Here is a 25,631-nt window from a genome sequence, read left to right as displayed (position 1 = left end):
TCGCGATGGCCGCTTCAACGAAGAACGACCGCGTCGGCACCGTGGAAACCCGAGGGATCGAACCGGTCCCCGACAGTGAGCGGCACGGCCACGCGAGCCAGATGTTCTGGACGTGGTTCGCCGCCAACATCTCCATCCTCGGGCTGCCGCTCGGTGCGACCCTCGTCGCCTTCCGCGGCCTGAACATCTGGCAGGCCGTACTCGTCGCGATCGTCGGTTCGGTGGGCTCGTTCGCGCTGGTCGGCGCGTTGAGCATGGCGGGCAAGAAGGGCGGGGCGCCGGCCCTGACCCTGTCGCGCGCGGTCTTCGGACAGCGCGGCAACCACGGACCCACGCTGGTGACCTGGCTGAGCCGGGTCGGCTGGGAGACCATCACCACCACCACGGCCGCGTACGCGCTGCTCGCCCTGCTGAACACCCTCTTCGGGGTCGGCCAGGGCACCGTCCTGACGCTGGTGTGCCTGCTGGTCTTCATCGCCTGCACGCTGCTGATCAGCGGGCTCGGGCACGCCACCATCATGTGGATCAACAAGTGGGCGACGGTGGTCTTCGGGATACTGAACCTCGTCGTGATGGGCTTCCTGGTCGCCACGGTCGACTGGTCGAAGGTGCTCGACACCCCGGCCGGACCGGTCAGCGGCGTCATCGCCGGGATCGGCTTCATCGCCTCGGGCACCGGCATCGGCTGGGCCAACGCCGGTGCGGACTACGCCCGTTACCTGCCGAAGGCGATCCCGGGCGGCCGCCTGGTGCGCGCCTCGGCCTTCGGCGCGGGCATCCCGCTGGTGCTGCTGATCTCGCTGGGCTCGCTGCTCACGGCCGGTGAGCCGACCCTCGCCACCTCCTCCGACCCGGTGGCGGCGATCAACGCGATGCTGCCGTCGTGGATGGCGGTGCCGTACCTGATCGCGGCGTTCGGCGGACTGCTGATGTCCAACCACCTGTCCACGTACTCCGCCGGGCTGACGATGATCACGCTGGGGCTGCGGGTGCCGCGCGCCTGGGCGGTCTGCCTGGACGTCGTCCTGATGTTCCTCGGCGGCATCTACTTCATGCTAATCGCGGACGACTTCTACGGCCCGTTCAGCACGTTCCTGACGCTGCTCGCCGTGCCGATCTCGGCGTGGATCGGGGTCATCGCGGTCGACATGCTCCGGGGCCGGCAGTACGACCCGGCCGGGGTGATGAACACCCGGCCCGGCAGCCGCTACTGGTACACCGGCGGCTTCCATCTGCCCGCCGTCGTCGCCTGGGCCGCCGCGATCGTGGCGGGGCTGCTCTTCACCAAGGCCGCGACCAGCGCGGACGACGTCTGGTTCGCCGGACCGCTGTCCTCCTCGTGGTTCGGCGTGAACGGCCTCGGCTGGCTCGTCGCGATCGTCGTGGGCGGCGCGGTGTACGCGTTCCTCGGGCGGCGTACCCCGGTCACCGTCGGCTCCACCGACGCGGATTCCGCCGCTCTCCAGGAGGCCGGCCGATGACCGCCGGGTCCCGGGTCCTGCTCGCCGGGAACGTCATCGCCGACCTCGTCATCGACGTGCCCGCGCTGCCCGAGCGCGGCGGCGACGTCATCGGCACCCGCACGGCCCTGTACGCGGGCGGCGGCTTCAACACCCTGACGGCCGCGCGGCGCCTCGGCGCCGAAGCGGTGTACGCGGGACTGCACGGCACCGGCCCCTACGGGGACCTGGTGCGCGCCTCGCTCGCCGCGGAGGGCATCGGGACGGTGCTGCCCGTACGGCAGGACGGCGACACGGGCTTCTGTGTCGCCCTGGTCGACGGCGGCGGCGAGCGGACGTTCGTGACGAGCTTCGGCGTCGACGCCCGGATGACCCCGGCCGAGGCGGAGGCCGTCGGCGCCGCCGTACGCCCCGGTGACCTCCTCCAGCTGTCGGGCTACGGCCTGGTCATGGACGTCAACGGCCCGCTCCTTTCCCGGACGGTCGCCGCTCTCGCCGACGACGTGCGGGTCTGCTTCGACCCGGGACCGCTGGTGGCGGACATCCCCGCCGAGGTCCTGGACCCGGTGCTCGCCCGGACGGACTGGCTGAGCTGCAACGCGCGGGAAGCCCGGCTGATGGCCGGTCCGGGCGAACCGCGGGAGGCGGCGGCCGTGCTGCGCGGGCGGCTGCGCGACGGCGCCGGGGTCCTGGTACGGGCCGACAAGGACGGCTGCTGGCTGGCTGCCCCGGGCTCCGCCGGCGTGGTGCACGTACCCGGGTTCCCGGTTGACGCCGTGGACAGCAACGGGGCCGGGGACGCCCACGTCGGCGCGTTCCTGGCGCTGCTCGGGCGAGGAGTCCCGGCCTACGATGCGGCCCGGGGCGCGAACGCGGCGGCGGCCCTCGCGGTGACCCGCCGGGGTCCGGCGACCGGACCGACCTCGGCCGAGCTGGCGGCCTTCCTCGGGGACGAGGAGGCCGGCGTACTGGGGCTGGGCTGAGTCATCTCCCCCAGCCCGCCCCCGGGTTCAGGCGGCGGACCGCGTTCCGGCGGGGCGCCGCCTGGGCTCGGGCATGGTCAGCGGCCGCGGGGTCCAGACGCCGTCCGGCGGGTAGACGTCGGTGCCGGGCGGCACGATCTCGTCGATCCGGTCCAGGACGGCGTCGTCCAGCACCACGGACGCGCCCTTGAGGGTGTTCCGCAACTGCTCCATCGTGCGCGGGCCGATGATCACCGACGTGACGGCGGGGTGCGCGAGCGGAAAGGCGACCGCCGGCTCCGGCAGCGAGCAGCCCAGCTCCCCGGCCACGGCGACGAAGCCCTCGACGGCCTCCAGCTTCGCGGCGGTGCGCGGCGCCGCCGGATCGAAACGGTCGGGGTGCAGGGTGGGGCGTCCGCTGCTCAGGTCGAGCGCCTCGCCCTTGCGGTAGCGGCCGGTCAAAAAACCCCGAGGCCGGGGGGGACCAGGTCAGCACCCCCATGCCCAGGCGCTCCGCGACCGGCAGCACGTGCCGTTCGACGCCCCGGGCGAGCAGCGAGTAGGGCGGCTGCTCGGTACGGAACCGGTGCAGCCCGCGGCGGTCGGCGACGTGGTACGCCTCGACGATGTCCTCCGCCGGGAACGTGGAGCAGCCGAACGCCCTGATCTTGCCCTGCCCCGCCAGGTCGGTCAGCGCGGAGAGCGTCTCCTCGACGTCGGTGGTGTGGTCGGGGCGGTGCACCTGGTACAGGTCGATCCAGTCCGTGCCGAGCCGTCGCAGGCTGTCCTCCACCTCCCGGACGATCCAACGGCGTGAATTCCGGCCCCTGTTGGGGCCGTCCCCCATGGGGAAGCGGACCTTGGTCGCGAGCACCACGTCGTCGCGGCGGCCCTTCAGCGCCTTGCCGACGATCGTCCCCGACTCCCCGGCCGAGTACATGTCGGCGGTGCCGACGAAGTTGATGCCTACGAACTGGAGTGCGCTTCAGGGCAAGACGGAGGGCACCCGGGGGTGCCCTCCGTCGGTGGGCTCGGGCGCCGGCCGCGGGATCAGGCGCCGGCCGCCGCCTTCTCGGCCGGGGCGCCCTCGCTCGCGGAGTCACCGGCGGCGGTGCGCACGGCGGGGATCAGCAGCGCGACGGCGGCCGACACGAGAGCCACGCCGCAGCCGATGACCAGGCCGGTGCGGAACCCGTCCTCGGAGGCGATCGTGTAGCCGCCCATGGTGACGGTCATCTGCGCCAGGACGACACCGATCACGGCGGAGCCGATGGTGGTGCCCAGCGAGCGCATCAGGGTGTTGAAGCCGTTGGCGGCGGCGGTCTCCGAGATCGGGACCGAGCTCATGATCAGGGCGGGCATGGCGCCGTAGGCCAGTCCGACACCGCTGTTGATGACGATGCCGACGATCATCAGGCCCCAGGCGGAGCCCATGAGGACGAGGGCGAGCCCGTACCCGGCGGCGATCACCAGCGCGCCGAGGATCAGGGCGAACTTCGGGCCGCGGGCGTTGATCAGCTTCCCGCCGAGCGGGGAGACGATCATCATCATGACGCCGCCGGGGGCGAGGTACAGGCCGGCCGCCAGCATCGACTGGCCCAGACCGTAGCCGGTGGCCTCGGGGAACTGGAGGAGCTGCGGCGCGATCAGCATGAAGGCGTACATGCCGACGCCGATCAGGATGGAGGCGCCGTTGGTGAACAGCACCCGGGGCCGGGCGGTGGTGCGCAGGTCGACCAGGGGGTCACGGGTGCGCAGCTCGTAGAAGCCCCAGACGCCGAGCGCGACGACCGCCAGGGCGAACAGGCCCAGCGTGGTGCCCGAGGCCCAGCCCCAGTCGCCGCCCTTGGAGATCGCCAGCAGCAGCGAGACGAGGCCGATGGCGAGGCCGATGGCGCCGGGGGCGTCGAAGCGCTGTCCCTTGGCACCGGCCGGCACGTCCGGGACGACGAAGAAGATCAGCGCGCCGATCAGCAGGGCGAGACCGGCGGAGCCCCAGAACAGCACACGCCAGTCGGCGTACTGGGCGACGGCGGCGGCGAGCGGCAGGCCGATGGCGCCGCCGATGCCCATGGAGGCGCTGACCAGGGCGATGGAGCCGGACAGCTTCTCCGCCGGTACGACGTCGCGCAGCAGAGCGATGCCCAGCGGCACCATGCCCATGCCCATGCCCTGAAGGCCGCGCCCGACGATCATCGGCACGACGGACGACGAGAGCGCGCACACCACGGAGCCGATCACCAGCGGTACGGCGCAGGCCAGCAGCATCCGCCGCTTGCCTATGAGGTCACCGAGGCGCCCGGTCACCGGTACGCACACGCCCGCGACGAGCAGCGTGACCGTGACGACCCACGCCGCGTTCGAGGACGTGGTGTCCAGGATCTGCGGCAGCTCGGCGATGAGTGGGGTCACCAGGGTCTGCATGACCGCGGCGACGGTGCCGGCCAGGGCGAGCGTGGCGATGACAGCGCCTGAGCGGGCGGTCGGCTGGGGGCCGTCCATGGTGGAGCTCCTCTATGGAATGTCTGCGTGTCTACGGGAACGAGCGAATGTGCATCATACATATCCAATGTATCGGCCACATCATGTGTAGGGCCCATATGATGGACTGCGGGTGTACTCGCGAAGGGCGCGGCACGGAGGAGAGGGCACGTGAACAGGGCGGACGGGGCCACAGACCGGGTGGAGTTCGAGCAGATGCTGCTGAGCCGCTACATGCACCTGCACAAGGGCAAGGGCCGTCGCGAGGGCAGTGTCCTGGACCGCAGCGCGTACATCGTGCTCAGCCGCATCCGGATGCAGGGCCCGATGTCGATCGGACAGCTCGGTGACGCCTTCGGCCTCGACGCCTCCACCCTGAACCGGCAGACCGCCGCCGCGATGCGCGCGGGCCTCGTCGAGCGCATCCCGGACCCCGAGGGCGGCATGGCCCGCAAGTTCCGCATCACGGAGGAGGGCGAGCGGCGCCTCGACGAGGAGCGCGCCGGCATCGTCGGCAGTCTGGACCGCATCATGGCCGACTGGCCGGAGGAGGACATCGCCGCCTTCGCCGACTATCTCCAGCGCTTCAACGCGGGCATCGAGCGGCTGCACGGCATGCCGTGGCCGCGCGGCCGGGCGACGGAGACGAGGGGCGTGAGGGGTGCGAGGAGCGGGGCGTGACGACCGCATGAGCGAACCCGAGCGTGCGCCTTCCGGTTCGGCGAGGGTGCGTCGTGCGCGCGCCGCCGACCTCCGTGCCGTCGCCCGGCTGGCCGGCGAACACACCGCGTACGAGCGGGCGGCGCCGCCCCCGGCCGACCTGGCCGAGCGGTGGGAGTCGCTCCTGTTCGGTACGGCGGCCCCGAGGCTGCGCTGCTTCGTCGCGGAACGGGACGACGGCGAGATCATCGGGTACGCCACGTGTGCTCCCGAGGTGTCCACGTGGGAGGGCACGGAGTACCTCCACATGGACTGCCTGTTCCTGCGCGAGGGCCACCGGGGCCTGAAGGTCGGCCCCCTGCTCATGGCGGCCGTGCTGGCCGAGGCCCGCGAGCTGGGCCTCGACAGGGTCCAGTGGCAGACCCCGGTCTGGAACACGGACGCGATCAGGTTCTACGACCGGCTGGGGGCCGAGGTGAAAGAGAAGGTGCGCTTCACCCTGCCGGCCGACACCGAACTCTGACGCCCCACCATCGCTGGGCAGACATGTCAGCCTGTCAATAGATGGGCCTGTCAACCGATCGACCTGTCGACCTGTCGACCTGTCACGCTGACAGCCATGGGCGAACCGGTCGTGGAGACAGCCGAGTACGACCCCCGGTGGCCGGAGCGCGCCGCGGCCGCGATCGCGGAGTTGCGGGACGTGCTGCGCGAAACACTGACGGGCATCGAGCACATCGGCTCCACCGCGGTCCCCGGCCTGGCGGCCAAGCCGGTGATCGACCTGATGGCGGCGGCCGACGACCTCGCCGCGGTGGAGGCCCGTGACCGGACCCTGCGGGCGGCGCTGGGATACCGGCGGCACTTCAACGGCATGACCGACCGCCTGCTGTACGTCCGCGCGTCCGACGGCCGCCGGACCCACATCCTGCACGTGGTCACCACGGAGAGCCGGCCGACCCGCAACCAGCGCCTGCTGCGGGACCACCTGCGCGAACACTCCCGGGACGCGGCCCGTTACGCCGACCTGAAACGATCGCCGGCCGCGGCCGGGACCGTACCCGCCGCCTGCACACGCGCCAAGACCGAACTGGTCCAGGAACTGTCCGACCAGGCCCGCGCCCGACTCGGCCTCCCCTCGGTCCCGGTCCGGGAGAAAACCGCACACGGCCCCAGGCCCTGAGGTCCGGGAGCACCGCGCCACCGCATCAGCCGCCGTCGGTCTCAGCGGCTCACGGCCGTCTCCCGTTCGACCCAGGACAGCTTCTCGGGGTTGCGTACGGCGTAGAGGCCGGTGATCAGGCCGTCGTCGATGCGCAGCGCCAGTACGGTGTCGATCTCGCCGTCGAGGCGGAGAATCAGCGCAGGGTGGCCGTTGACCGGTGCCGGCCGCAGGACGGCCGCCGCGCCGAACCTGCCCGGTCCGGACAGCAAGGGGGCGACTTCGCCGATACCCACGACGGGCGACAGTACGGCCTGGACGACTCCGCCGCCGTCGCCCAGCAGGACGACGTCCGGCGCGAGGAGACCGAGCAGCTTCTGCAAGTCGCCGGTCTCGACCGCCCGGTGGAAGGCGTCGAGCACGTCCCGCGCCTCGGCCGGCGTGACGGCTCCGCGCGGCCGGCGGGCCGCGACGTGCGCCCGGGCGCGGTGGGCGATCTGCCGGACCGCGGCCGGGCTCTTGTCGACGGCCTCGGCGATGTCGTCGTAGCCCAGGTCGAAGACCTCGCGCAGTACGAACACCGCGCGCTCCGTCGGGCCGAGCGTCTCGAGCACCAGGAGCATCGCCATCTAGACGCTGTCCGCCAGCTCGACATCCTCGGCCACGTCGGGTGCGGTCAGCAGCGGCTCGGGCAGCCAGGGGCCGACGTAGGACTCCTTGCGGCGGCGGAGCGTACGCAGCCGGGTCAGCGCCTGGCGCGTGGTGACGCGGACCAGGAACGCGCGCCGGTCCCGCACGGTGTCGAGGTCGACGCCGGACCACCGCAGCCAGGTTTCCTGCAGGACGTCCTCGGCGTCGGCGGCCGAACCGAGCATCTCGTAGGCGACGGTGAACAGCAGATTGCGGTGGGCGACGAATGTCTCGGTGGCGGGATCCGTTCTCCCGCCGTGCGCGACCGGCCCTCCGCCGCCCCTCGTTCGCCCGTCGACGTCGCCCGCGCCTCCCGTCACGTCGCCGGCGTCACCCGACAGGTTGTCCGTCTCACCCGTCACGCCGCCCGTCACGTCACTCATGTCGTCCATGGCCGCTCCCCGCCCTCTCCGAGCCTGCCGCCCGCTCCGCACGCCTCGCGCGCTCACTCACGCACAAGATGCCGGTGCCCGCGGCTTTGTGACACCGGATTCCGGTGGCGCACGTCACACGGCCGTCGCTGTCACAGGCCGCGGGGCGCCGGCATCTGGTGTGCGTCGGGACGCCGCGCGAACGATCCGCGCGGTTCGCCGACGCGGACACACGTCGGTCCGCCGACGCGGACACACGTCGGTCCGCCGACGCGGACATCACAAGTGAGGGAGACACCCATGGAACCCCGTTTCAACCTGATGGCGAACGAACTCGGCGCCAAGGTCGGCAAGCGGCTGTACAACGTCAGTCTGGCGATCCTTCAGTCGCCGCTGCCCCGGGCGCTGCAAGAACTGCTGGAGCTGCGTGTCAGCCAGATCAACGGCTGCGGCTGGTGCGTCGACGTGCACACCAAGGAGGCGACGCGCGCCGGTGAGACGGCGCTCCGGCTGCACCTGGTCGCCGCCTGGCGCGAGTCGAGTGTGTTCACCGAGGCCGAACGGGCCGCGCTGGCGCTGGCCGAGGAGGGCACCCGGCTCGCCGACGCGCACCTGGGCGTGTCCGACGAGACCTGGGCGGAGGTCTGCAAGCACTACGACGACGACGAGATCGCCGCGCTGGTCTCGCTGATCGCCGTGATCAACGCCTCGAACCGGTTCGGCGTGATCACGCGCATGCCGGGAGGCTCGTACGACCCCGGCGCGTTCGCGGCCCTGTCGGACTGACCGCCGACGGCAGACGGCAGACGGCAGACGGCAGACGTGAACCGCGGATGGCCCGGGGCGGTTGCCCCGGGCCGAGCCGCGGTCGCACAGACGGAACAGCCGGACGAGCCGTTCAGTCGCGGTCGACGTGCTTGCGGACGATCTTGCCGTCGGCGGCGTTGACGTCGTACGTGGTCTTGTTCCAGTCGTCGGTAGTGACGACGTCGACGAACCAGATCGTGGTGCCGTCGTCGGTGTCGTCCAGTTCGACGGAGGTGACCGTGCCCTTCGTCTGTCCGGTGGCCTTGTCGGCGGCCTGCTGCGAGGTGAGCTTCGCCTTCGAGAGCCGGTCGGTGAGCTTGCGCTTGTCGTCGGCGTCCTGGTCGGAGTCGGTACGGTTCCGCATGACCTTGCCGGAGGCGGCGTCCACGGTCACGTCGTGCTCCGTGCCGTCCTTCGCGGCCACCGTGGACATCCACACCGGTTTCCGGTCGGAGCCGCGCTTGAGCTCGGCCTTGGTGAGCTTCCCGCCGGAGACCTCCCCGGTCGCGATGTCCGCGGCCTTGCGGTAACCGGTCTTGTCGGCGGGGACGAGGTCCTTGCGCTCGCGCTGGTCCTCGGTGAGCCGGCCCGTCGCGGACGCCGAGGCGGGGGACGAGGCGGAGGCGGGGGACGAGGGGGACGCCGTGGCGGGGGCGGCGACGGCGGAGGCGGGGACGGAGCGCGACTGCTCCTCGCCGCTGTCACTGCCCCCGCCGCAGCCCGCGAGCAGCGGGGCGGCGCAGACCGCCGCGGCGCACATGAGGCCCGCGGCCCGGCGGCCACCGGTCGCGGACCGGTACCGTCGGGCGGGGCGCACAGAAGGGTGCATAGGTGTCATAGGGCCATACATAGTGCAGCCGTCACGGGCTCACCACCGGAGGAGAACCCCGCCCGGCACCCGCGTCGCGCCACGGCCCCGCACCGACCCCGCACGAGCCGTCGGATCCGTACCGCTTCGGTCGTCCTGGCGTACCGCCACTCGATGGACCGGACGGACGCCGAAGGCGGTGGCACCGGCGGACGGACGATGAGCCCGGCCGGTTTCCTCGGCCGGGCTCACGCGCCGCACGGTCGCGCCGCCCCGTGAGTAACGCGAGCAATGGCGCAGGACGGCCGACGCCGCGCTCAGCGGCGGCCCTTGAGGCGTTCCACGCCCGCCACTCCGATCGCGGCGAGGACGACCTGGATGACCAGCTCGATCCAGTCGATGCCGTCGGTGTCGGCCACGCCGAAGGCACCGGCGATCGCCGTGCCGATGAGGGCGGCGACGATACCGACCAGGATCGTCCACAGCACACCGATGTGCTGGCGGCCGGGCAGGGCGAGACGCCCCAGGATGCCGATGACGATACCGATCACGATCGCGGTGATGATCCCTGAGATCTCCATGCGTTCCGCCTCTCTCCGCCTGTTCCAGGACTGGACTGCTCGACAGCACTGCCCCACAGGTCTGCTCTACAAGACTGTCGATGTACCAGTGCCCCGGCTCCGCTCGTACAGTCCCCTCCCCCGCACCACCTGCGACGCATCACACACCGCGACCGGGGCGGCAGGCGCGTCAGAGTGCCGTGGCGAGGGCGGGCGGGACGGTTCCGCGGGCCACACTGGTGGCGAGGTCGCCGAGTCTCTGCTGCTGCGCGCGGGCGTGGGCGCGCAGCCGGGCGAAGGACTCCTCGACGCTGATGCCGAGCCGGGCCGCGAGTACGCCCTTGGCCTGTTCGATCACGATGCGGCTGTCCGGGGCCGCCTCGGCCTGACCGAGGATCCCGTCCTTGGTCCGCAGTACCTGTCGCTGCCGCAGCCAGGCCCCGGCGGCGTCGGCCAGCACCTGGGCGAGGCGCAGGTCCCGCTCGGTCGGCCCGTCGGGGGTGGCGCTCAGGAGGTTGACGGTGCCCAGGGTGTGCTCGCCGGCCCGCAGCGGTACGGCGGCGACGCCGAGGATGCCCGCGCGCAGCGCCCGCACGGTGAACCGCGGCCGGCGCCGGGGGCCGGGACCCGGGCCGCGCAGTGCGACCGGGGCGAGCACGGTGCCGCTGCGCGCGCTGTCCACGCAGGGCCCCTCGTTCAGCTCGAGCCGGTCCTCCTCCAGTTCCCTGCACGTCTCGTCGGAGGCGGTCAGGAAGTCCACCTCGCCGGCTTCGTTCAGGACCGTCGTCCCGGCGGCGCGGACACCCAGCAGGGTGACCATGTGCGCCGTGAGATCGTGCAGGAGGTCCAGGACGTCGCAGTCGCAGGTGCGGGCGGCCAGGTCGGGCACGGCCTCGGCGATCAGCGATTCGCGCTCCGTGGTGGACACGGGCAGTACCTCCAGGTCCGCGGGGCCGGTACGCATGCCCCTGACCGGGATCGCGTCTTCGTCGGTGTGCTCGCCGGGTGCGGGTGCGGATGCCTACCGCCTGATGAGGCGGCCTACGGCATCGGCCGCACACCGTTCAGTGAAGCTCCGTTCCGTACGGCGCTGACATGCCGCAAACGCAGGAGGTGCCGTCGTACGTGCAGAGAACGCAGCCGTCGGTCCGCTCAGCGAAGTTCAGCGGCTGCGGTCGAGGAGGGTCTGGTGCGGGGGCCGGCCGTAGACGGCGCGGTAGGCGGCGGCGAACCGGCCGGGCTGGAAGAAGCCCACCGGGTGGCGATGGCGGTGACGGTGACGGTGACGCCGGAGGCGGGGTCGGCGGCCAGCAGGTCGGCGTGCGCGTGGGCGAGCCGGACCCGGCGCAGATGGTTCATGGGCGTGGTGTCCAGGTGCCGGCGGAAGGCGCACTGCAAGGTGCGGATGCTGACGTGGGCGGCCTCGGCGATGTCGGCGACGCTGAGATCGCGCGGCGCGTGCTCGTCGATGAACGCGACGGCGCGGCGCACGGTGGCCGGGCGGCCGTCCTGGCCGTCGTCGCCGCCCCCCTGCCGGCCGGTCCGTCTCCCGCCTGACGTCGCGAGCAGCAGTGCCACCTCGGCTCACGGTTCTCCCGGGCTGTCCCTCAAATCACTTCGAACGGCCTCCTCCCCACGAGGCCGACGGAGCCCGCGCACGGCGATGAAGGATCTTTCAGCGGGGTATCTCTCTGCTGACCTGCCCGTCGTCGGTCGCACGGGGGCGATGCGATGCAAAGGGAACAGCGGGACGAAGAGCGGTTGCTGGACGTCGTCGGGCTCGGCGCCCTCAACGTCGACTGGATCGCGGGGGCCACGCGGCTGTCGAACCGGATGGCCGAGCAGGTGTCGGAGTCGACCGCCCGGTTCGAGTGGAACACCGAGGGCCCGGTCGACGAGGTGACGATCACGCGGGTCATCGAGCGGCTGGGGCTGTCGTCCCTCGCCGCTTCCCTGGGCGGGTCGGCGTGGCTGACCGTCTTCACCCTCGCCCAGATGCAACTGGGCCTGCGTCTGGGCTACGTGGGCGCCCTGGGCCGGATCGAGGCGGCCGGGCTCTCCTTCGCCCGTCAGATGGACCACCTGGGCATCGACCGCCGCTGGGTGGCCCGCTATCCGCAGCGGCTGTGCGGCGTGTGCCTGTCGTACCTCGACGACGTCGAACGGGTCATGCTGACCCACCCGGGCGCCAATCTGCTGATGGCCGATCACCTGCGGACGAACGGCCGGCTGATCGCCCGTTACCTCGCCCGGGCCAGGCTCGTGCACGTGACGTCCTTCCTCGACGAGGTGACGCCGCCGCTCCTGCTCGACCTGCTGCGCCAGGCGCGCGCGCTCAATCCGGACCTGCTGATCAGTTTCGATCCCGGATACGACTGGGCCGCTCACCGCACCCGGGCCATCGACGGCATCCTCGCCGTCAGTGACCTGGTGTTCGTGAACCACCGGGAGTTCAAGGTGCTGGCCGACTACGCGCCCGGCGAGTCGGACGACGCGCTGTCCCGCCGGGTGCTGTCCCAGTGCGCACCGGGCTGCACGCTGTTCGTCACCAAGCGGTACGACATGGTCGAGGTCTTCCACTCCGGGGCCGACGGTGTCCTCGGCCGGCGGTTCCAGCTGGGCGGGCTGCTGCGGGAGACGGATCTGGAGGACGCCACGGGGGCGGGGGACGTGTTCTCCGCCTGCGTGCTGGCCGCCCTGGTCTCCCGCAGGCTCCGGGTGGAGCTGGGCTCGTTCCTCGGTCTGAGTCTCGCGCGGCACCGGGCGACGCACCGGCACCTCGCCAGCAGGGTGGTCCCCGGTGTGAATCCGGACGGATTTCTTCAGTCGGCCGAGACGCTGACGCCCGCCACCTCGTCCCGTCCGCAGCGCGCGGTGCTGCTGACTCACGACGAAAACACTCAATGGGAGGAACTGCACCAGTTCCTCAAACGGGACTGCCGGCTCACGGTTCACTTGCTCCGGACGACCGCGCCGGGCGGGATCGACCCGCAGTCGCTGCGGCGGCAGGTGGTCCGCTGCGGCTTCGCCGTCTGCGTGCTCTCGGCGAGCCGGCTCATGCAGGGCGGGCAGCGTCGTGTGAACGAGGACATTGTTCACCGCGTCGGCATGTTCCAGGGCTACTACGGATTCGGACGGGTGGCGATCCTGGCCGAGGACGGCTGCGAATTCTGGTCGAACAACGCCGGGTTGGTCCGGATGGACTTCCCGCCCGGTCATATGGACAGCGTCTTCGTCGAATTGGAGCGAATGCTCGTCCGTGAAGGTCTCATGGGCCCGGGGAGGGACAGTGAACGGTGAATCGGCCGGCGGACAGACGGCACGGCGCAGCAGATTCGCGCTGGACGTGGTGGGCATCGGCGCACTGAACCTGGACTATCTCACGCACGGCGATCACGACACGACGGCCGCGGGCCGGTCCGACCGGGTGCCGCTGAGCGCCAGGATCGCGGACCTCCTCGACGACGGCGACCCGGCACCGGAGTGGGGCACCGAGACCGCGGTCGGCGAGGCCACGGTGTTCGCCGCGCTGGAGGCGGCCATTCCGTCGGCCCTACAGACCTCGCTCGGCGGCTCCGCCTACAACGCGGTCAACGCGCTGGCGCAGATGCAGCTGGACCTGCGGCTGGGCTACGTGGGCGTCGCCGGACGGGTCCCCGGCCCCGGCCTCTCCGCGGTGCAGCAGCTCGACCTGCTGAGCATCGACAGCACCTTCGTCTTCCGTGACGACGACCATCTGTGCGGTGTCTGTTTCGCGTTCACCGAGAACGGCGAGCGCACGCTGCTGACCCACGCGGGCGCGAACGCCGCCATGGCCGGTCACATCGAGACCCATTTCGACTCCCTGGTCGCCTATCTCGCCACCGCCCGCGTCGTGCACGTCACCTCCTTCCTGGACGAGCACACCCCCGGCCGACTGCTCGCCGTCCTGGAGGCCGTGAAGCGGGCGAGCCCGGCGACGCTGATCAGTTTCGATCCGGGCCATGTGTGGAGCCACCGGGCGACCCCCGAGATCACCGCCATGGTCGCCCTGTCGGACTTCCTGCTGCTGAACCACCGCGAGTTCCGGGAGCTGGGGCAGGCCGCGCGGCAGGACACCGACGAGGCCGTGGCCGGGCGTCTGCTGTCCCGGCTGGGCGGCGACCGCGGCGTGGTCATCGTCAAGCAGCGCACCGGTATCCATTCCTGGCGCCACGACGACACGAAGGTGTGCAACGACTTCTATCCGCAGGTGGTCCTCGCCGACGACGAGATCGAGGACGCCACCGGAGCGGGCGACGTCTTCGCCGCGGGGCTGCTGGCCGTACTGACCGCGGACCGCTTGCAGGTCGAGCTCGGTTCCCTGCTGGGCATGACGCTGGCCAGGGAGAAGCTCCGTTACGTCGGCAGCTACGGCCACAGCCAGCTCGCCGGTATCGCGCAGAACTTCATCCGCACGATGGACGCCTCCCGGCGCACGGGCCCGGCCGGTGTCTTCGTCGCGCACGGCCGGAGCCCGCAGTGGCTGGCGGTCAAGGCCTTCGTGGAGGAGCGCTTCGGGGCACCGGTGTACTCGTTCGAGTCCGACTCCTGGGGCAGCCGCCCCGTCACCGAGGCGCTGACCGAGTATCTGCACCGGTGCAGCTTCGCCGTGTGCGTGCTGACCGCGGAGGACGCGACCGGCGACGGTCACCTGGTGGCCCGGCAGAACGTCATCCACGAGATCGGGCTCTTCCAGGGCTTCCGCGGCGTCGACCGCGTACTCGTCCTGCTGGAGGACGGCTGCGACTCCGTACCGGCCGCCGCCGCGGAGTTCACCGTGACCTTCCCGCGCAACGCGATCTCGCAGGCCCTGTGGCCGCTGGGACAGGCCCTGCGCAACCACGGTTTCCGGCACGTCTGAGGGGCCCGCACGACGGACTGCCCGCCAGCTCTGCTGGCGGGCAGTCACGTGACGGAGGGAACAGGGTGGTCACACGGTGAAGCGGACCGCCGTGAGCTGGTGCGGGTCGTCCATCGGGCTGCCGCCGTAGATCCACTCACCGGGCTTGGTGCAGCCCAGGCCCATCCAGCCCTTGTCCATGACATGAGCGTTCTGGCAGACGGAGCCGTCGGTGGTCTGGATGGTGAAGCCCTCCAGGGCGGAGTCCGCCTCCTTGGTGCTGCCCAGGTACATGTCGACGCCGCTGGCCGCGTGCTGCCACTTGTCGCCGTCCTTCCAGCCGCCGACGACATAGGCGGCGGCTCCGGAGACGCCTCGGGTGTAGGCCACGGCGATGTTGAGGGCCTTGATCGGCAGGCCCTTGCCCACGGTGCCCGCCTCGGCGCCGTCGCACACCGGGTCCTGCCAGCCCTGGTCGGCGACGTAGGCGCGGTAGCAGATGTGCCGGCCGTCGCTGCGCGCGGCGAGCTGCTCGACCGCGGTCGCCGCGGTCTCCTTCTTCGGCTTCGGCGTCTCCGACGCGCCGCCGCCTCCGCCCCCGCCCCCTCCGCCACCGGCGGCCTGGGTCTCGGCGACCGCCGGTGCCGACTCGGCGGCCGGCGCGGAAGGCTGGGGCAGCGGCACCGATTCCGAGGCGCTGGGCGTCGGCAGCGCGGTCGCCCCGGCCTCCGCCAGCTTCTCCGTGGCCTGGCTGCTGACCTGTGGCTTGTAGGCGAGCCAGATCATCAGGAAGGCGATCGACAGGGCGACGACCAGCCCGAAGACGGTGGCCAGCCAGCGCGGCAGGAACCCGCGCTGCACATAGGTGCCCTGCACCTCTTCGGAGGGGGTGCCCGAGCGCCGCAGCTCCAGCGCGTACGGCTGTTCCTCCTTCGAGCCGAACCAGATGATCTGCCGGGGCTTCAGCGTCGCCTTCACGAAGGCGGCCCGGCCGGGCTCGATCTGGATGTTGGCCGGCTGGAGGTCGTACGACAACCGGTCGCCGTTGTCGTTGCCGCTCAGCGACGCGGTGACCTTGGTGTTCCCCAGGTTGTCCACGGCGAGCTTGGGCCGGCCGCGGAACCGGCCCTTCACCACCGGCGGGACCAGTTCGGCCCGTACCTCCGTGAACGGCGTGATCGTCACGTTCCCCTCGGGGACGGTGACGGCGTCGGGGTGTTCGGTCGGGGTGATCCGGACGGCGTACGGGTTCGGGCCCGCGGTGGCGTCCGGGGTGCGCGGCGGCGAGAACGTCAGCTCCACCGTCCCCGTAGTCCCCGGATACAGCCGCAGCGACTGCGGCTCCACCACGGTCCAGGGCGCCAGATCGCCGACCGGTTCGAACCGGTACTCGTCGACGACGTCACCGGTGTTGCGCACTCGCAGCCGTACGCGCGTGCTCGCGCCAGGGTCGACGGTGGCGGAGGCAGGTTCGAGAGAAGTCCACAAACTCACCCCCGCGAGGCTAGATCCGGTCCTCACCGGGTGTCAGGAGGCGCAGGGGCAGGGCGGGGTGCCCGAAGAGGCAGCCCGCCACGGGCGTACGGGATCATGGGTGCACGGGTACGAGGGTCACGTAGGCCAGGCCCATGACACCGCGGTAGCCGCGCAGCCACGTCCTGCGGTGGCGGTCCGCCCGTTCGCGGGTCTGGGCCGCCCGGGGATGACCGGGGTGGGCGGCGAGCCACTCCTCCACGTCGGCCTGGTAGGCGGACTCGAAGTGCTCCCACTCGTCGTCGTTCGCGGTCTCGGTCCAGGCGGGGCGGAAGCCGGCGTCGACGGCGAGGTCGACGAGACCGCACAGGTCGTGGAATTCGCCGGCGGAGGCCTCCGGCCACATGGCCGACAGCTCCCGCGGCGTGGGCGGACGCTGCCAGAAGCCCTCGCCGAGCAGGACGCTGCCGCCCGGCTTCACGAGACGGCGCAGGGCGCGCAGCGCGGCGGTGGTGTGCTCCGGGGGCCGGGCGTCGCTGAGCGCGTGACTGGCACCGAGGCACAGCACGATGTCCGCGGGGTCCTGAGCGGTGTCCACGGCGGACTCCTGGAGGAACCGGACGCGCCCGGCCAGCCCGCGGGCCTCGGCGTTGGCGCGGCCGCGGGCCAGGTCGTCCCCGTTGACGTCGACGCCGGTGCCGGTCGCGCCGGGCGCGGCTTCGAGCAGGCGCAGCATGAACTCGCCCCAGCCGCAGCCGATGTCGAGCACGGTGAGCGGGGCGGCCGGGTCCGCGCGGCCGGTGAGCCGGCGGATCATCCCGGCGGCCCGCTCCTCGCAGAGCGGGCCGTGGTAGGTGAGCCGGGTCAGCCGCGGCGGGGCGGTGGTGTCGTCCATGGGACGCAACCCTAGGAACGGCGAGGCTGTGCGCGACACCGGTTTTCCGCGGCACCCGTTCGCCGGCAACGGTGCACGCGGCAGCGGTTCGCCGCCCCGGTGCGACGCGCACCGGGGCGGACCGTGGTTCAGCGGGAGCCGCGGGTGTTCCCGTCGGCCGGCACGCCGGTCGCGTCCGCCGGTACGCCGGTGGCGTCGGCGGTGACGTCGGCCGCGGCAGCCGGTACGCCGGGCGCGACAGCCGGTACGACGCTCGCGTTCGGGGCGGCCTTGACCGGTCCGTCCGCCGTGGCGCCGTCCCCGTCGGTGCCGGTCGCCGCGGTGTCCTCGACGGCGGTGCGCAGCGGGATCTCCTTGATGAACAGGATGGCGATCAGGGCGACCAGCGCGATCGGGGCGGCGATGAGGAAGATGATGCCGGTGGCGTGCCCGTAGGAGTCCTCGACGACGGCCGCGATCGGCGCGGGCAGCTTGCTGATGTCCGGCAGCGAGCCGCTGCCGCCTGAGGTCTTGACGCCGAGGGCGGCCAGGCCGTCCGTCATGTAGGCGGTGACCTTGGAGGCGAGGACGGCGCCGAGGACGGAGACGCCGATGGCACCGCCGAGCGTACGGAAGAAGGCGACGACGGAGCTGGCCGCGCCGAGCTCGTGCATGGGCACGGTGTTCTGGACGGCGAGGACCAGGTTCTGCATCGTCATGCCGACGCCGCAGCCGATCAGGAACATGTAGACGGCGAGCAGGCCGTAGGCGGTGTCGGCGCGGGCGGTGCCCATGAGGGCCAGGCCCACGATGAGCAGGATGCCGCCGGTGATCAGGTACCGCTTCCACTTGCCGGAGGCGGTGATGAGCCGGCCGACGACGGTGGAGGAGCCCACGAGGCCGATGATCATCGGCAGGGTCATCACACCGGCCATGGTCGGCGAGTCGCCGCGGGCTATCTGGAAGTACTGGCTGAGGAACACCGTCGCGCCGAACATCGCGGTACCGACCGCGAGGCTGGCGACCACCGACAGGGTCAGCGTGGCGTTGCGGAACAGGTGCATCGGGATGATCGGCTCCGCCGCCCGCAGCTCCACCAGGACGAACACCGCGGCCAGGACGAGGGCGCCGAGCACCATGGCGACCGTCTGCCAGGACCACCAGTCGAAGTTGTCGCCCGCGAGGGATACCCAGATCAGCAGCAGGGAGACCGAGGCGGCGACGAGGACGGCGCCCAGGTAGTCGACCTTGACGTCACGGGTGGCCAGCGGCAGCCGCAGGGTGCGCTGGAGGACGACCAGGGCGGCCAGCGCGAAGGGCACGCCGACGTAGAAGCACCAGCGCCAGCCCAGCCACGAGGTGTCGACGATGACGCCGCCGAGCAGCGGGCCGCCGATGGTGCCGAGCGCCATGACGGCACCGAGATAGCCGTTGTACCGGCCGCGCTCCCGCGGCGGGATGATCGAGGCGAGGATGACCTGCGCGAGGGCGGTCAGACCGCCGGCGCCCAGACCCTGCACCACCCGGAAGGTGATGAGCATGCCGGTGTTCTGCGACAGACCGGCCGCGGCAGAGCCCACGATGAAGATCACCAGGGAGAGCTGCACGAGCAGCTTCTTGCTCGTCAGGTCGGCGAGCTTGCCCCAGATCGGGGTGGACACGGTGGTCGCCAGCAGGGTGCTGGTCACCACCCATGTGTAGGCGGACTGGGTACCGTCGAGGTCGGAGATGATCCGCGGCAGGGCGTTGGACACGACCGTGCTGGACAGGATCGCCACGAACAGGCCGAGCAGAAGGCCGGAGAGGGCCTCCATGATCTGCCGGTGCGACATCGGACCGTCGTCGGTACGCGCGTCGGCGACGCCCGTACTCCCTTGCTGTGCCACTTAAAGCCTTTCCCTGGCTGTGTGTCGGTTCTCCCGCACGGCCGCGGGAGCGGGTTCTTCGCTGTGCATCCGCCGTGACAGACCGTTCTGCAAGCGTTCGAGCAGGTGGGTGAGGGTGGCCAGTTCCTGCGGTGACCAGTCGGCCGTGGCGGCGGCGATCAGGTCCGTGTGGACCTTCAGGAGCGCGTCGACCATGCCGCGGCCGCGGGGAGTGATGCTGACCAGGCTGGAGCGGCGGTCGTCCGGGTTGGTGCGGCGCACCACCGCGCCCTGCTGCTCCAGATGGGCCACCTGCCGGCTCACCACGGAGAGGTCGCAGTCCAGGTGGTGGGCGAGTTCGCGCAGCCGGGTCTCACCGCAGTGGGCGACCGCGGCCAGCACGGCGGAGCCGTTGCCCAGCCCCTGGGGCAGCTCGCGCACCAGCCGTCGCCGGATGGCGGCGATCGCCGCGAACTGCCGGACGACGTCACCGAGAGCCCCCTGCTGCGCAGCGCCGCTCATGGTTCCCCCCGCACCCCTCGATTTAATTGCTTAGGGCAACCATAGGCGCGATGTTGGACTGAATGCAAGTTTGGCCCGAGTGCAGATGGGCAGAAGAGTGCGTCACGGCACCGCACCGGACCCGCGAGCACTGAATTGGAGCGGGTCCGACATGCTCCTTAGAGTGCGGGTATGCACAACGAGACCGGGATGGGGCTGCGGGAGCGCAAGAAGCTCGCCACCTGGCAGGCCATTCGCGACGCGGCCCTCCGGCTGATCGGCGAGCGCGACTTCGACTCCGTCAGCCTCGACGAGATCGCCGAGGCGGCGGGCGTGTCCCGGACCACGCTGTTCAACTACTTCGCCTCCAAGGAGGCGATCGTCCTCGACCCGGCACCGGAGGACTTCGAGCGCTGGCGTTCGCTCATGGCCGGGCGCCCCGAGCGGGAGCCGCTGTGGACGTCCCTCCAGGCCGTCTACCTCGACTACCTGGCCACCTTCTCCGACCGCCTGGCGACCCAGAAGCGGCTGATGACCGAGTCGCCGACGCTCGCCGACTCCTCCCGCGAGCACGCGGCGCGCCTCAAGGGCGAGCTGCGGGACTGGGTCGCGGGCCGCACCCGGCCGGGCGACGAGCTCTACGCGGAACTCGCCCTCAACTCGGCCCAGGCCGCGATGACCACGGCCTACACCCTGTGGTCCCCCGGCGACGGCTTCGACCGCCTCATGCGGCTCGCCCGGACCTGCTTCGAGCAGGCCGGCCAGGGCTTCGCCGACCGCTGACCACCGACCACCAGCCGCAGACCGCAGACCGCCGACCGCCGACCGCCGACCACGAAGGGGCGAGCGGGCCCACCCTATTGATTCACGCTACATCTATCTGCATAATGCCGTTATGCATAAGCGGGTTATGGATTCCCAAGTCCCGGACGGAGCACCTGAGCCGAAGCCGGAGTTCGAGCCGGGGTCCGAGTCGGAGGAACTGCTCACCGCCGTGGAGCAGCTCGTCCGCTACGTGCGGCACAGCGCCACCGCCGGCGGCCTGAGCATCGCGGCCTCCTCGGTACTGGGCCGGCTCGGCCGCGAGGGACCGCACCGGCTGACCGACCTGGCCCGCGCCGAGCGCGCCTCCCAGCCGAACATGACCCAGCTCATCACCCGCATGGAACGGGCCGGTCTGGTCCGGCGCACCGCCGACCTCACCGACGGCCGGGGCGTCCTCGTGGCGGCCACGGACGCCGGGGCGGAACTCTTCCGGGAGCGCCGCGCCGAGCGCGCGCACGCGCTCGGGCAACTGACCGGAGAGCTCACCGAAGCCGAACGGCAGGCCGTGCGGCAGGCCCTGCCCGCGCTCGCGCGCGCCGTCCGGAACCGGCGGACCGGCACCTGACCGGTCCTTTCCCGACGCCCGCCACACCCCCTCGCACCGCACCGTCCCCCGCCGCCCTCGTACGCCCGCCGCACTTCTGGAACACCTCTAGAAAGGGAGCACAATGAGTGCTTCGCACGGAAAGGCCGCGAGTCCCTTCAGGCAGCCGAAGGCCGTCTGGGCCGTGGCCTTCGCCTGTGTGATCTCGTTCATGGGCATCGGCCTCGTGGACCCGATCCTGCCCGCCCTGGCCGAGAACCTGCACGCCAGCCCGAGCCAGGTCTCCCTGCTGTTCAGCAGCTATCTGATCGTCACCGCCGTGGCGATGCTGATCGTCGGCTGGGTCTCCAGCAGGATCGGTGCCAAGCGCACCCTCGTCGTCGGCCTCGCGGTCATCGTCGTCTTCGCCGCCCTGGCCGGCGCGTCCGGCTCCATCAACGGCATCGTCGGCATGCGGGCCGGCTGGGGCCTGGGCAACGCCCTGTTCATCGCCACCTCCCTGGCCGTGATCGTCGCCTCGGCCAGCGGCGGCTTCGGCGGCGCGATCATCCTGTACGAGACCGCCCTCGGCCTCGGCATAGCCGTCGGCCCGCTCCTCGGCGGGGAGCTGGGCTCGATCAGCTGGCGCGGTCCCTTCTTCGGCGTCGCCTGCCTGATGGCCATCGCGCTCGTCGCGACGATCGCCTTCGTACCCTCGCTGCCCAAGCCGGCCAAGCCCACCTCACCGCTCGCCCCGCTCACCGCGCTGCGCCACCGCGGGCTGCTGACCATGGGCATCATGGCCCTGCTGTACAACTGGGGCTTCTTCACCATGCTCGGCTACGCCCCGTACCCGATGGAGCTCGACGCCCATCAGCTCGGCCTGGTCTTCACCGGCTGGGGGCTGCTGGTCGCCCTGTTCAGCGTGTTCTTCGCGCCGCGTCTACAGAACCGCTTCGGCACCGCCCCCGTGCTCTACGCCAACCTGCTCGGCCTCGGCATCGTGATGGCGGTCATCGCCGCGGGCGTCGACGCCCCGGCCGTCGTGATCGTGGCCGTGATCGTGAGCGGCGTCTTCATCGGCATCAACAACACCCTCACCACGCAGGCCGTCATGCTCGTCTCGCCGGTCGAGCGGCCCGTGGCGTCGTCGGCCTACGGCTTCGTCCGCTTCATCGGCGGCGGCCTGGCCCCGTACGCGGCCGGCAAGCTCGCCGGCGCCGGCGGCCTCAGCGTCCCCTTCTACCTGGGCGCCGCCACCTTCGTGCTCGCCATCCCGGTCCTGGCCAGCGGCCACAAGCTGCTGCGCGCCGCCGAGGAGGACACCGACGAGGCGGAGCCCGTCACCCCCACCCTCACCCCCGTCGGCGGGAAGGTCGCGGAGGGCACGGCCCATGTCCTCGTCGCCGTCGGCCACCACGACAAGGCGCCCGTCATCGTCGACGCCGCCGCGCGGCTGGCCCGCGACACCGGCAGCCCCCTCGAAGTCGTCCATGTCCAGCAGACCGCGGTCGTCGAGGGGCAGGCCGCCGACACGGAGACCGACGACCGGGCCCGCGCGGCGGTCAGGGCCCACCTCGACCGGCTCGCCGCCCACGGCATCGCCGCCACGGGACAGGTCCTGAAGAGCGTCGGCGACCACGCCGCGGCGGGCCGGGTCCTGGCCGAGCACGCCGAACGCACGGGCGCGCGCGTCATCGCCATCGGACGCTCGCCGCGCGGCCCGCTCACCCAGTTCGCCGACGGCAGTCTCACCACGGCCCTCGCCCACGCCGCCACCTGCACCGTGGTCCTCGTCGACCCCGACCACACCCCCCGCCCGCTCACCACCGACTCGTTGCGGGAGCTGCGCGCCGGCACGGCCTGACACACGACGCGTACATGAGTGATCCGCCGGCCCGTGGACCGGCGGATCACTCATGTACGCGGCCCTCCTCACCGCCTCGGCGCGGTGGGCGCCGCCAGGCCGTCGCCCAGCAGCCGGCTGTCGACCTCGTCGAGCGCCAGGCGCACCGCGCCCAGGGCCACGCTCTCGTCGCCGAGGGTGGAGGTCCGCAGCTCCGGCAGCCGCAGACAGTGCTTGGTCAGTTCCCGGCGCAGCGGATCGAGGACCACGTCGGCGGAGCGGGAGAACCCGCCGCCGTACACCACGACTTGCGGGTCGAGGGCGAGGACCAGGGCGGCGACTCCCACGGCCAGGTCGCGGGTGTAGCGCCGTACGGCGGTCTTCGCGTCGCGGTCGCCGTCCCGGGCCGCCTGGAAGACCCAGGCCGCCGCCTCCCCGGGCGCGGCCGTCGCCGGTACGCCGGGGCAGTTCTCCAGGTGGGCGGGGGCGGCGAGCCAGCGCACCGCCTTGAGGGCGCCGATCTCGCCGGCGGCGCCGCCGTGCCCCCGGCGCAGGGTGCCGTCGAGGATCAGGCCCGCGCCGGTGCGCAGGCCCGCGAGCAGGAAGACGATGTCGTCGGCGTCCTGGGCGGTTCCCTTCCAGCGTTCCGCCACGGCGGCCAGCTTGCAGTCGTTCTCGACCTGGACGGGGCAGGTGAAGCGGCTGCCGAGATGGGCGGCCGGGTCGGTGGTGTGCCAGCCGGGCAGCGGGGTGAACAGGGTGGTGCGCCCGGTGTCGTCGACCGGTCCCGTCACCCCGACCGTCACCGCCCAGATGTCGTCGGGTGTCATACCGGCGCTTCGAAGAACCTCGTCGATGACTCGGTCCACGGCCGCGAGCCGTGCCTCGGGCGCCGCCTCCGGGGTGACGGGGCGGCGCACCGTCCGGACGAGACCGCCCTCCAGATCGCTCAGCATGACGAGGATCTTGTGCACGCCGACGTCGATGCCGAGGACGTGCCCGGCCCGGGCCCGGAACCGGAAGCGGCGCGCGGGGCGCCCCACCACGCTGCTGGCCCCCGGTTCCTCGACCTCCGCCCAGCCGTCGGCGACCAGGGCCTGCACCAGGACGTCGGCGGCGGGCCGGGACAGCCCGGCCCGGCCCGCGAGTTCGGTGACCGTCGAGGGCGGATTGCCCCGCAGCGCCCACACGATGGAGAGCTGGTTCATCTCGCGCATCCGGGCCAGGTCTGTTCCGGTCGTCGCCATGCTGGTGCTCCCTGAGATCGTCCGTGCCCGCCGCCGGGAAAGCTCGCTGGATATTGCTGAGCAGTTTACTAATTACGGCGGTGGCCGTGCCCGCGGCCAGGTCAGGTGATCGGGTACCGCTGCTCCGTCTCCGGGTGGACCGCCGGCGTGAAGTCGACCTCCCGGCCGTCGAGCGCGAACCGGTAGCGGCCGAGCCTGCGGACCTCGGGGCGTACGGCCAGGTACCCGGTCATCGCCTCCAGTTCGTCGGGATGCAGCCAGCCCGGCGGGTCGGAGACGGCGCGGAAGCCGCAGATGTCGGCGAGGTCGCGCAGCCACCGCTGCTGCTGTTCGGTCAGCAGGTTGAGACGGCTGCGGAAGTAGACGACGTCCGGGTCGACTTCGAGCAGCGGCGTCTGCCACAGCCGGTGCAGGGCGTTCACGACGGCGTTGCGGGCCAGGGCGTCGGACGGGTCCTGGGTGGCGTAGTGCTCCCACAGCGGTGCGACGTCGGGGCCGCTGCGGATGCCGTCGACCAGCCCGAGGGAGGGCAGCAGCGGTGCGCCGCTGCCGAGCAGGTAGGCGTCCGGGCCCGCCGCCTCGCGGATGATCCGCAGTCCGGTCCGGTACGCCTCCTCACGCCCCACGTCCGCCGACCGGACACCGGGCGCCGTGCCGCCCTGCACGAAGTCGAGCTTGAGATAGGTGAAGCCCCACTCGTGGACGACCCGGTGGATCAGCTCCCGCACATACTCCTGCGCCGCGGGCAGGGTGAGGTCGAGCGCCCAGTAGCCGGTGCCCCAGTTGTGGCCCGCGGTCACCGGCTCGCCGTCGGCGTCGCGCAGCAGCAGTTCCGGCCGTTCACGGGCGGTGCGGGAGGTGGGCAGGAGGATGAACGGGGCGATCCACAGGCCGGGACGGAGTCCCGCGTCCGTGATCCGGTCGGCCAGGGCCCGCATCCCGGAGGGGAACTTGGCGTTGGGCTCCCAGTCCCCCACCTGTTCCTCCCAGCCGTCGTCGACCTGGACGACGTCGAAGGGCAGGCCGCGCAGGGCGGTGATGTCCTTGGTGAGCTGCTGCTCGGTGATGTTCTCGTAGTACGCGTACCAGCTGCACCACACGTTGCCGGCCCGCTTGTCGCTGCGGCCGATGCGGGGGGCGAGCTGCCGCGCGTAGGCGGCGAAGACCTCCTGCTCGTCGCCGTAGGCGAGGAACCAGGGGGCTCCGTCGCGTTCGCACCACCCGGCGAGGGTGTCCCGGTCGGCCGTGAGGCGCGGGACGTCGAGGCCGAGCGCGCCGAGCAGCAGTACCTGTCCGTCGGCGCCCTGGAGGGCGGCGACGGCCGAGGAGTGGTGCCGGGCGGGGTCGTCCCACACGGTGTCGTCGGCGGTGAGGCGGCGTTCGGGGCTCTCGATGCGCAGGGGTGCGTCGGACAGGCGGCGCCAGCCGCAGGGGCTCCAGGAGTTGTGTCCGTGCCGGTAGAAGAGCGCGTCGCCGAGGCCGTGCAGCAGGGCCACCCGGCCGGGCGGCAGCAGCAGTCCGCCGTCGGTGGGCTGCGGCGGGGCGTCGCCTTCGAGCCCGAGGGCGAACGTGCGCCCGCCGAGGTCCACGAGCTGGGCCATGTATCTCCTTGCGTAGTGCGTGCTGTGGGAAAAACGTCCGGGAGTGCCGGCCGG

The 25,631-nt window shown here is 71.9% G+C and carries 22 protein-coding genes and 2 pseudogenes; 11 read left to right on the top strand and 13 right to left on the bottom strand.

What is annotated here, in order from left to right:
* Positions 1-5: 5 nt before the first annotated feature.
* Positions 6-1,481 carry a purine-cytosine permease family protein gene (locus ACFV6E_RS31830; RefSeq protein ID WP_385174614.1) on the top strand — a complete coding sequence of 492 codons (1,476 nt, stop codon included), beginning with the start codon at positions 6-8 and terminating at the stop codon, positions 1,479-1,481.
* Positions 1,478-2,443, top strand: coding sequence for a PfkB family carbohydrate kinase (locus tag ACFV6E_RS31825; protein WP_385466323.1), 966 nt, complete (start codon positions 1,478-1,480; stop codon positions 2,441-2,443). The genes ACFV6E_RS31830 and ACFV6E_RS31825 overlap by 4 nt, the downstream gene beginning before the upstream one ends.
* A 27-nt stretch (positions 2,444-2,470) precedes the next feature.
* Here ACFV6E_RS31825 and ACFV6E_RS31820 read toward each other — a convergent pair.
* Positions 2,471-3,389: pseudogene (locus ACFV6E_RS31820) on the bottom strand (aldo/keto reductase); the annotation flags it as partial.
* 83 nt (positions 3,390-3,472) lie between these two features.
* A complete protein-coding gene (locus ACFV6E_RS31815) occupies positions 3,473-4,924 on the bottom strand; it encodes an MFS transporter (RefSeq protein WP_385177708.1) in 1,452 nt (483 codons plus the stop codon).
* Positions 4,925-5,119: 195 nt separating this feature from the next.
* On the opposite strand from ACFV6E_RS31815, the gene ACFV6E_RS31810 reads away from it, so the two are divergent.
* The 3 genes from ACFV6E_RS31810 (at position 5,120) to ACFV6E_RS31800 (ending at position 6,746) form a co-directional block, all read left to right on the top strand.
* Positions 5,120-5,584 carry a MarR family winged helix-turn-helix transcriptional regulator gene (locus ACFV6E_RS31810; RefSeq protein ID WP_385177718.1) on the top strand — a complete coding sequence of 155 codons (465 nt, stop codon included), beginning with the start codon at positions 5,120-5,122 and terminating at the stop codon, positions 5,582-5,584.
* A 7-nt stretch (positions 5,585-5,591) separates the two neighbouring features.
* Positions 5,592-6,086 (top strand): GNAT family N-acetyltransferase, encoded by a 495-nt coding sequence (locus ACFV6E_RS31805; RefSeq protein WP_385177710.1) that lies wholly within the window; start codon positions 5,592-5,594, stop codon positions 6,084-6,086.
* Between the two features lie 96 nt (positions 6,087-6,182).
* Complete coding sequence (locus tag ACFV6E_RS31800; protein WP_385466320.1) at positions 6,183-6,746, top strand: GrpB family protein; 564 nt, start codon at positions 6,183-6,185, stop codon at positions 6,744-6,746.
* A 41-nt stretch (positions 6,747-6,787) separates the two neighbouring features.
* Here the strand turns inward: ACFV6E_RS31800 and ACFV6E_RS31795 are convergent.
* A pseudogene (locus ACFV6E_RS31795) lies at positions 6,788-7,798 on the bottom strand (RNA polymerase sigma-70 factor).
* Positions 7,799-8,086: 288 nt separating this feature from the next.
* On the opposite strand from ACFV6E_RS31795, the gene ACFV6E_RS31790 reads away from it, so the two are divergent.
* The gene (locus ACFV6E_RS31790) at positions 8,087-8,572 is read left to right on the top strand and encodes a carboxymuconolactone decarboxylase family protein (protein ID WP_385177716.1); all 486 of its coding nucleotides are present in this window, start codon (positions 8,087-8,089) and stop codon (positions 8,570-8,572) included.
* A 112-nt stretch (positions 8,573-8,684) separates the two neighbouring features.
* Here ACFV6E_RS31790 and ACFV6E_RS31785 read toward each other — a convergent pair whose 3' ends face one another.
* The 4 genes from ACFV6E_RS31785 to ACFV6E_RS31770 all read right to left on the bottom strand — a co-directional run bounded on the left by ACFV6E_RS31785 (position 8,685) and on the right by ACFV6E_RS31770 (position 11,539).
* Positions 8,685-9,410 (bottom strand): PepSY domain-containing protein, encoded by a 726-nt coding sequence (locus tag ACFV6E_RS31785; protein WP_385466317.1) that lies wholly within the window; start codon positions 9,408-9,410, stop codon positions 8,685-8,687.
* A 308-nt stretch (positions 9,411-9,718) separates the two neighbouring features.
* Positions 9,719-9,982: a GlsB/YeaQ/YmgE family stress response membrane protein gene (locus tag ACFV6E_RS31780; protein WP_385177163.1), complete on the bottom strand. Its 264-nt coding sequence runs from the start codon at positions 9,980-9,982 to the stop codon at positions 9,719-9,721.
* Positions 9,983-10,151: 169 nt separating this feature from the next.
* A complete protein-coding gene (locus ACFV6E_RS31775) occupies positions 10,152-10,925 on the bottom strand; it encodes an ANTAR domain-containing protein (protein WP_385466314.1) in 774 nt (257 codons plus the stop codon).
* Positions 10,926-11,113: 188 nt separating this feature from the next.
* Positions 11,114-11,539 (bottom strand): helix-turn-helix domain-containing protein, encoded by a 426-nt coding sequence (locus ACFV6E_RS31770; protein ID WP_385466311.1) that lies wholly within the window; start codon positions 11,537-11,539, stop codon positions 11,114-11,116.
* A 153-nt stretch (positions 11,540-11,692) separates the two neighbouring features.
* Here ACFV6E_RS31770 and ACFV6E_RS31765 point away from each other — a divergent pair, with 153 nt between their 5' ends.
* Entirely contained in the window at positions 11,693-13,261 is a 1,569-nt protein-coding gene (locus tag ACFV6E_RS31765; protein WP_385466308.1) for a carbohydrate kinase family protein, read from the top strand.
* Positions 13,251-14,843 carry a PfkB family carbohydrate kinase gene (locus ACFV6E_RS31760; protein WP_385177155.1) on the top strand — a complete coding sequence of 531 codons (1,593 nt, stop codon included), beginning with the start codon at positions 13,251-13,253 and terminating at the stop codon, positions 14,841-14,843. Before ACFV6E_RS31765 ends, ACFV6E_RS31760 begins: the two co-directional genes overlap by 11 nt.
* 69 nt (positions 14,844-14,912) lie before the next feature.
* Here the strand turns inward: ACFV6E_RS31760 and ACFV6E_RS31755 are convergent, their stop codons facing one another.
* From ACFV6E_RS31755 to ACFV6E_RS31740, 4 genes are all read right to left on the bottom strand, one after another.
* Positions 14,913-16,316, bottom strand: a complete 1,404-nt coding sequence (locus tag ACFV6E_RS31755; RefSeq protein WP_385177153.1) for a hydrolase — start codon at positions 16,314-16,316, stop codon at positions 14,913-14,915.
* 94 nt (positions 16,317-16,410) lie between these two features.
* The gene (locus ACFV6E_RS31750) at positions 16,411-17,190 is read right to left on the bottom strand and encodes an SAM-dependent methyltransferase (RefSeq protein WP_385177151.1); all 780 of its coding nucleotides are present in this window, start codon (positions 17,188-17,190) and stop codon (positions 16,411-16,413) included.
* Between the two features lie 128 nt (positions 17,191-17,318).
* Complete coding sequence (locus ACFV6E_RS31745; protein WP_385466356.1) at positions 17,319-19,001, bottom strand: MDR family MFS transporter; 1,683 nt, start codon at positions 18,999-19,001, stop codon at positions 17,319-17,321.
* Between the two features lie 54 nt (positions 19,002-19,055).
* Positions 19,056-19,556: a MarR family winged helix-turn-helix transcriptional regulator gene (locus ACFV6E_RS31740; protein ID WP_385466305.1), complete on the bottom strand. Its 501-nt coding sequence runs from the start codon at positions 19,554-19,556 to the stop codon at positions 19,056-19,058.
* A 171-nt stretch (positions 19,557-19,727) separates the two neighbouring features.
* On the opposite strand from ACFV6E_RS31740, the gene ACFV6E_RS31735 reads away from it, so the two are divergent.
* The 3 genes from ACFV6E_RS31735 (at position 19,728) to ACFV6E_RS31725 (ending at position 22,750) form a co-directional block, all read left to right on the top strand.
* Positions 19,728-20,318 (top strand): TetR/AcrR family transcriptional regulator, encoded by a 591-nt coding sequence (locus ACFV6E_RS31735; protein WP_385177682.1) that lies wholly within the window; start codon positions 19,728-19,730, stop codon positions 20,316-20,318.
* Positions 20,319-20,445: 127 nt separating this feature from the next.
* A complete protein-coding gene (locus ACFV6E_RS31730) occupies positions 20,446-20,925 on the top strand; it encodes a MarR family winged helix-turn-helix transcriptional regulator (RefSeq protein ID WP_385466302.1) in 480 nt (159 codons plus the stop codon).
* A gap of 103 nt (positions 20,926-21,028) precedes the next feature.
* A complete protein-coding gene (locus ACFV6E_RS31725; RefSeq protein ID WP_385466299.1) occupies positions 21,029-22,750 on the top strand; it encodes an MFS transporter in 1,722 nt (573 codons plus the stop codon).
* Between the two features lie 68 nt (positions 22,751-22,818).
* Here ACFV6E_RS31725 and ACFV6E_RS31720 read toward each other — a convergent pair whose 3' ends face one another.
* Positions 22,819-23,976, bottom strand: a complete 1,158-nt coding sequence (locus ACFV6E_RS31720) for an ROK family transcriptional regulator (RefSeq protein WP_385172306.1) — start codon at positions 23,974-23,976, stop codon at positions 22,819-22,821.
* A gap of 101 nt (positions 23,977-24,077) precedes the next feature.
* Complete coding sequence (locus ACFV6E_RS31715; RefSeq protein WP_385172304.1) at positions 24,078-25,577, bottom strand: glycoside hydrolase family 36 protein; 1,500 nt, start codon at positions 25,575-25,577, stop codon at positions 24,078-24,080.
* Positions 25,578-25,631 lie beyond the last annotated feature (54 nt).

It is taken from the genome of Streptomyces sp. NPDC059785 (assembly GCF_042732375.1).
Classification (GTDB): Bacteria; Actinomycetota; Actinomycetes; order Streptomycetales; family Streptomycetaceae; genus Streptomyces.
This window is presented reverse-complemented; position numbering and strand designations above follow the sequence as displayed.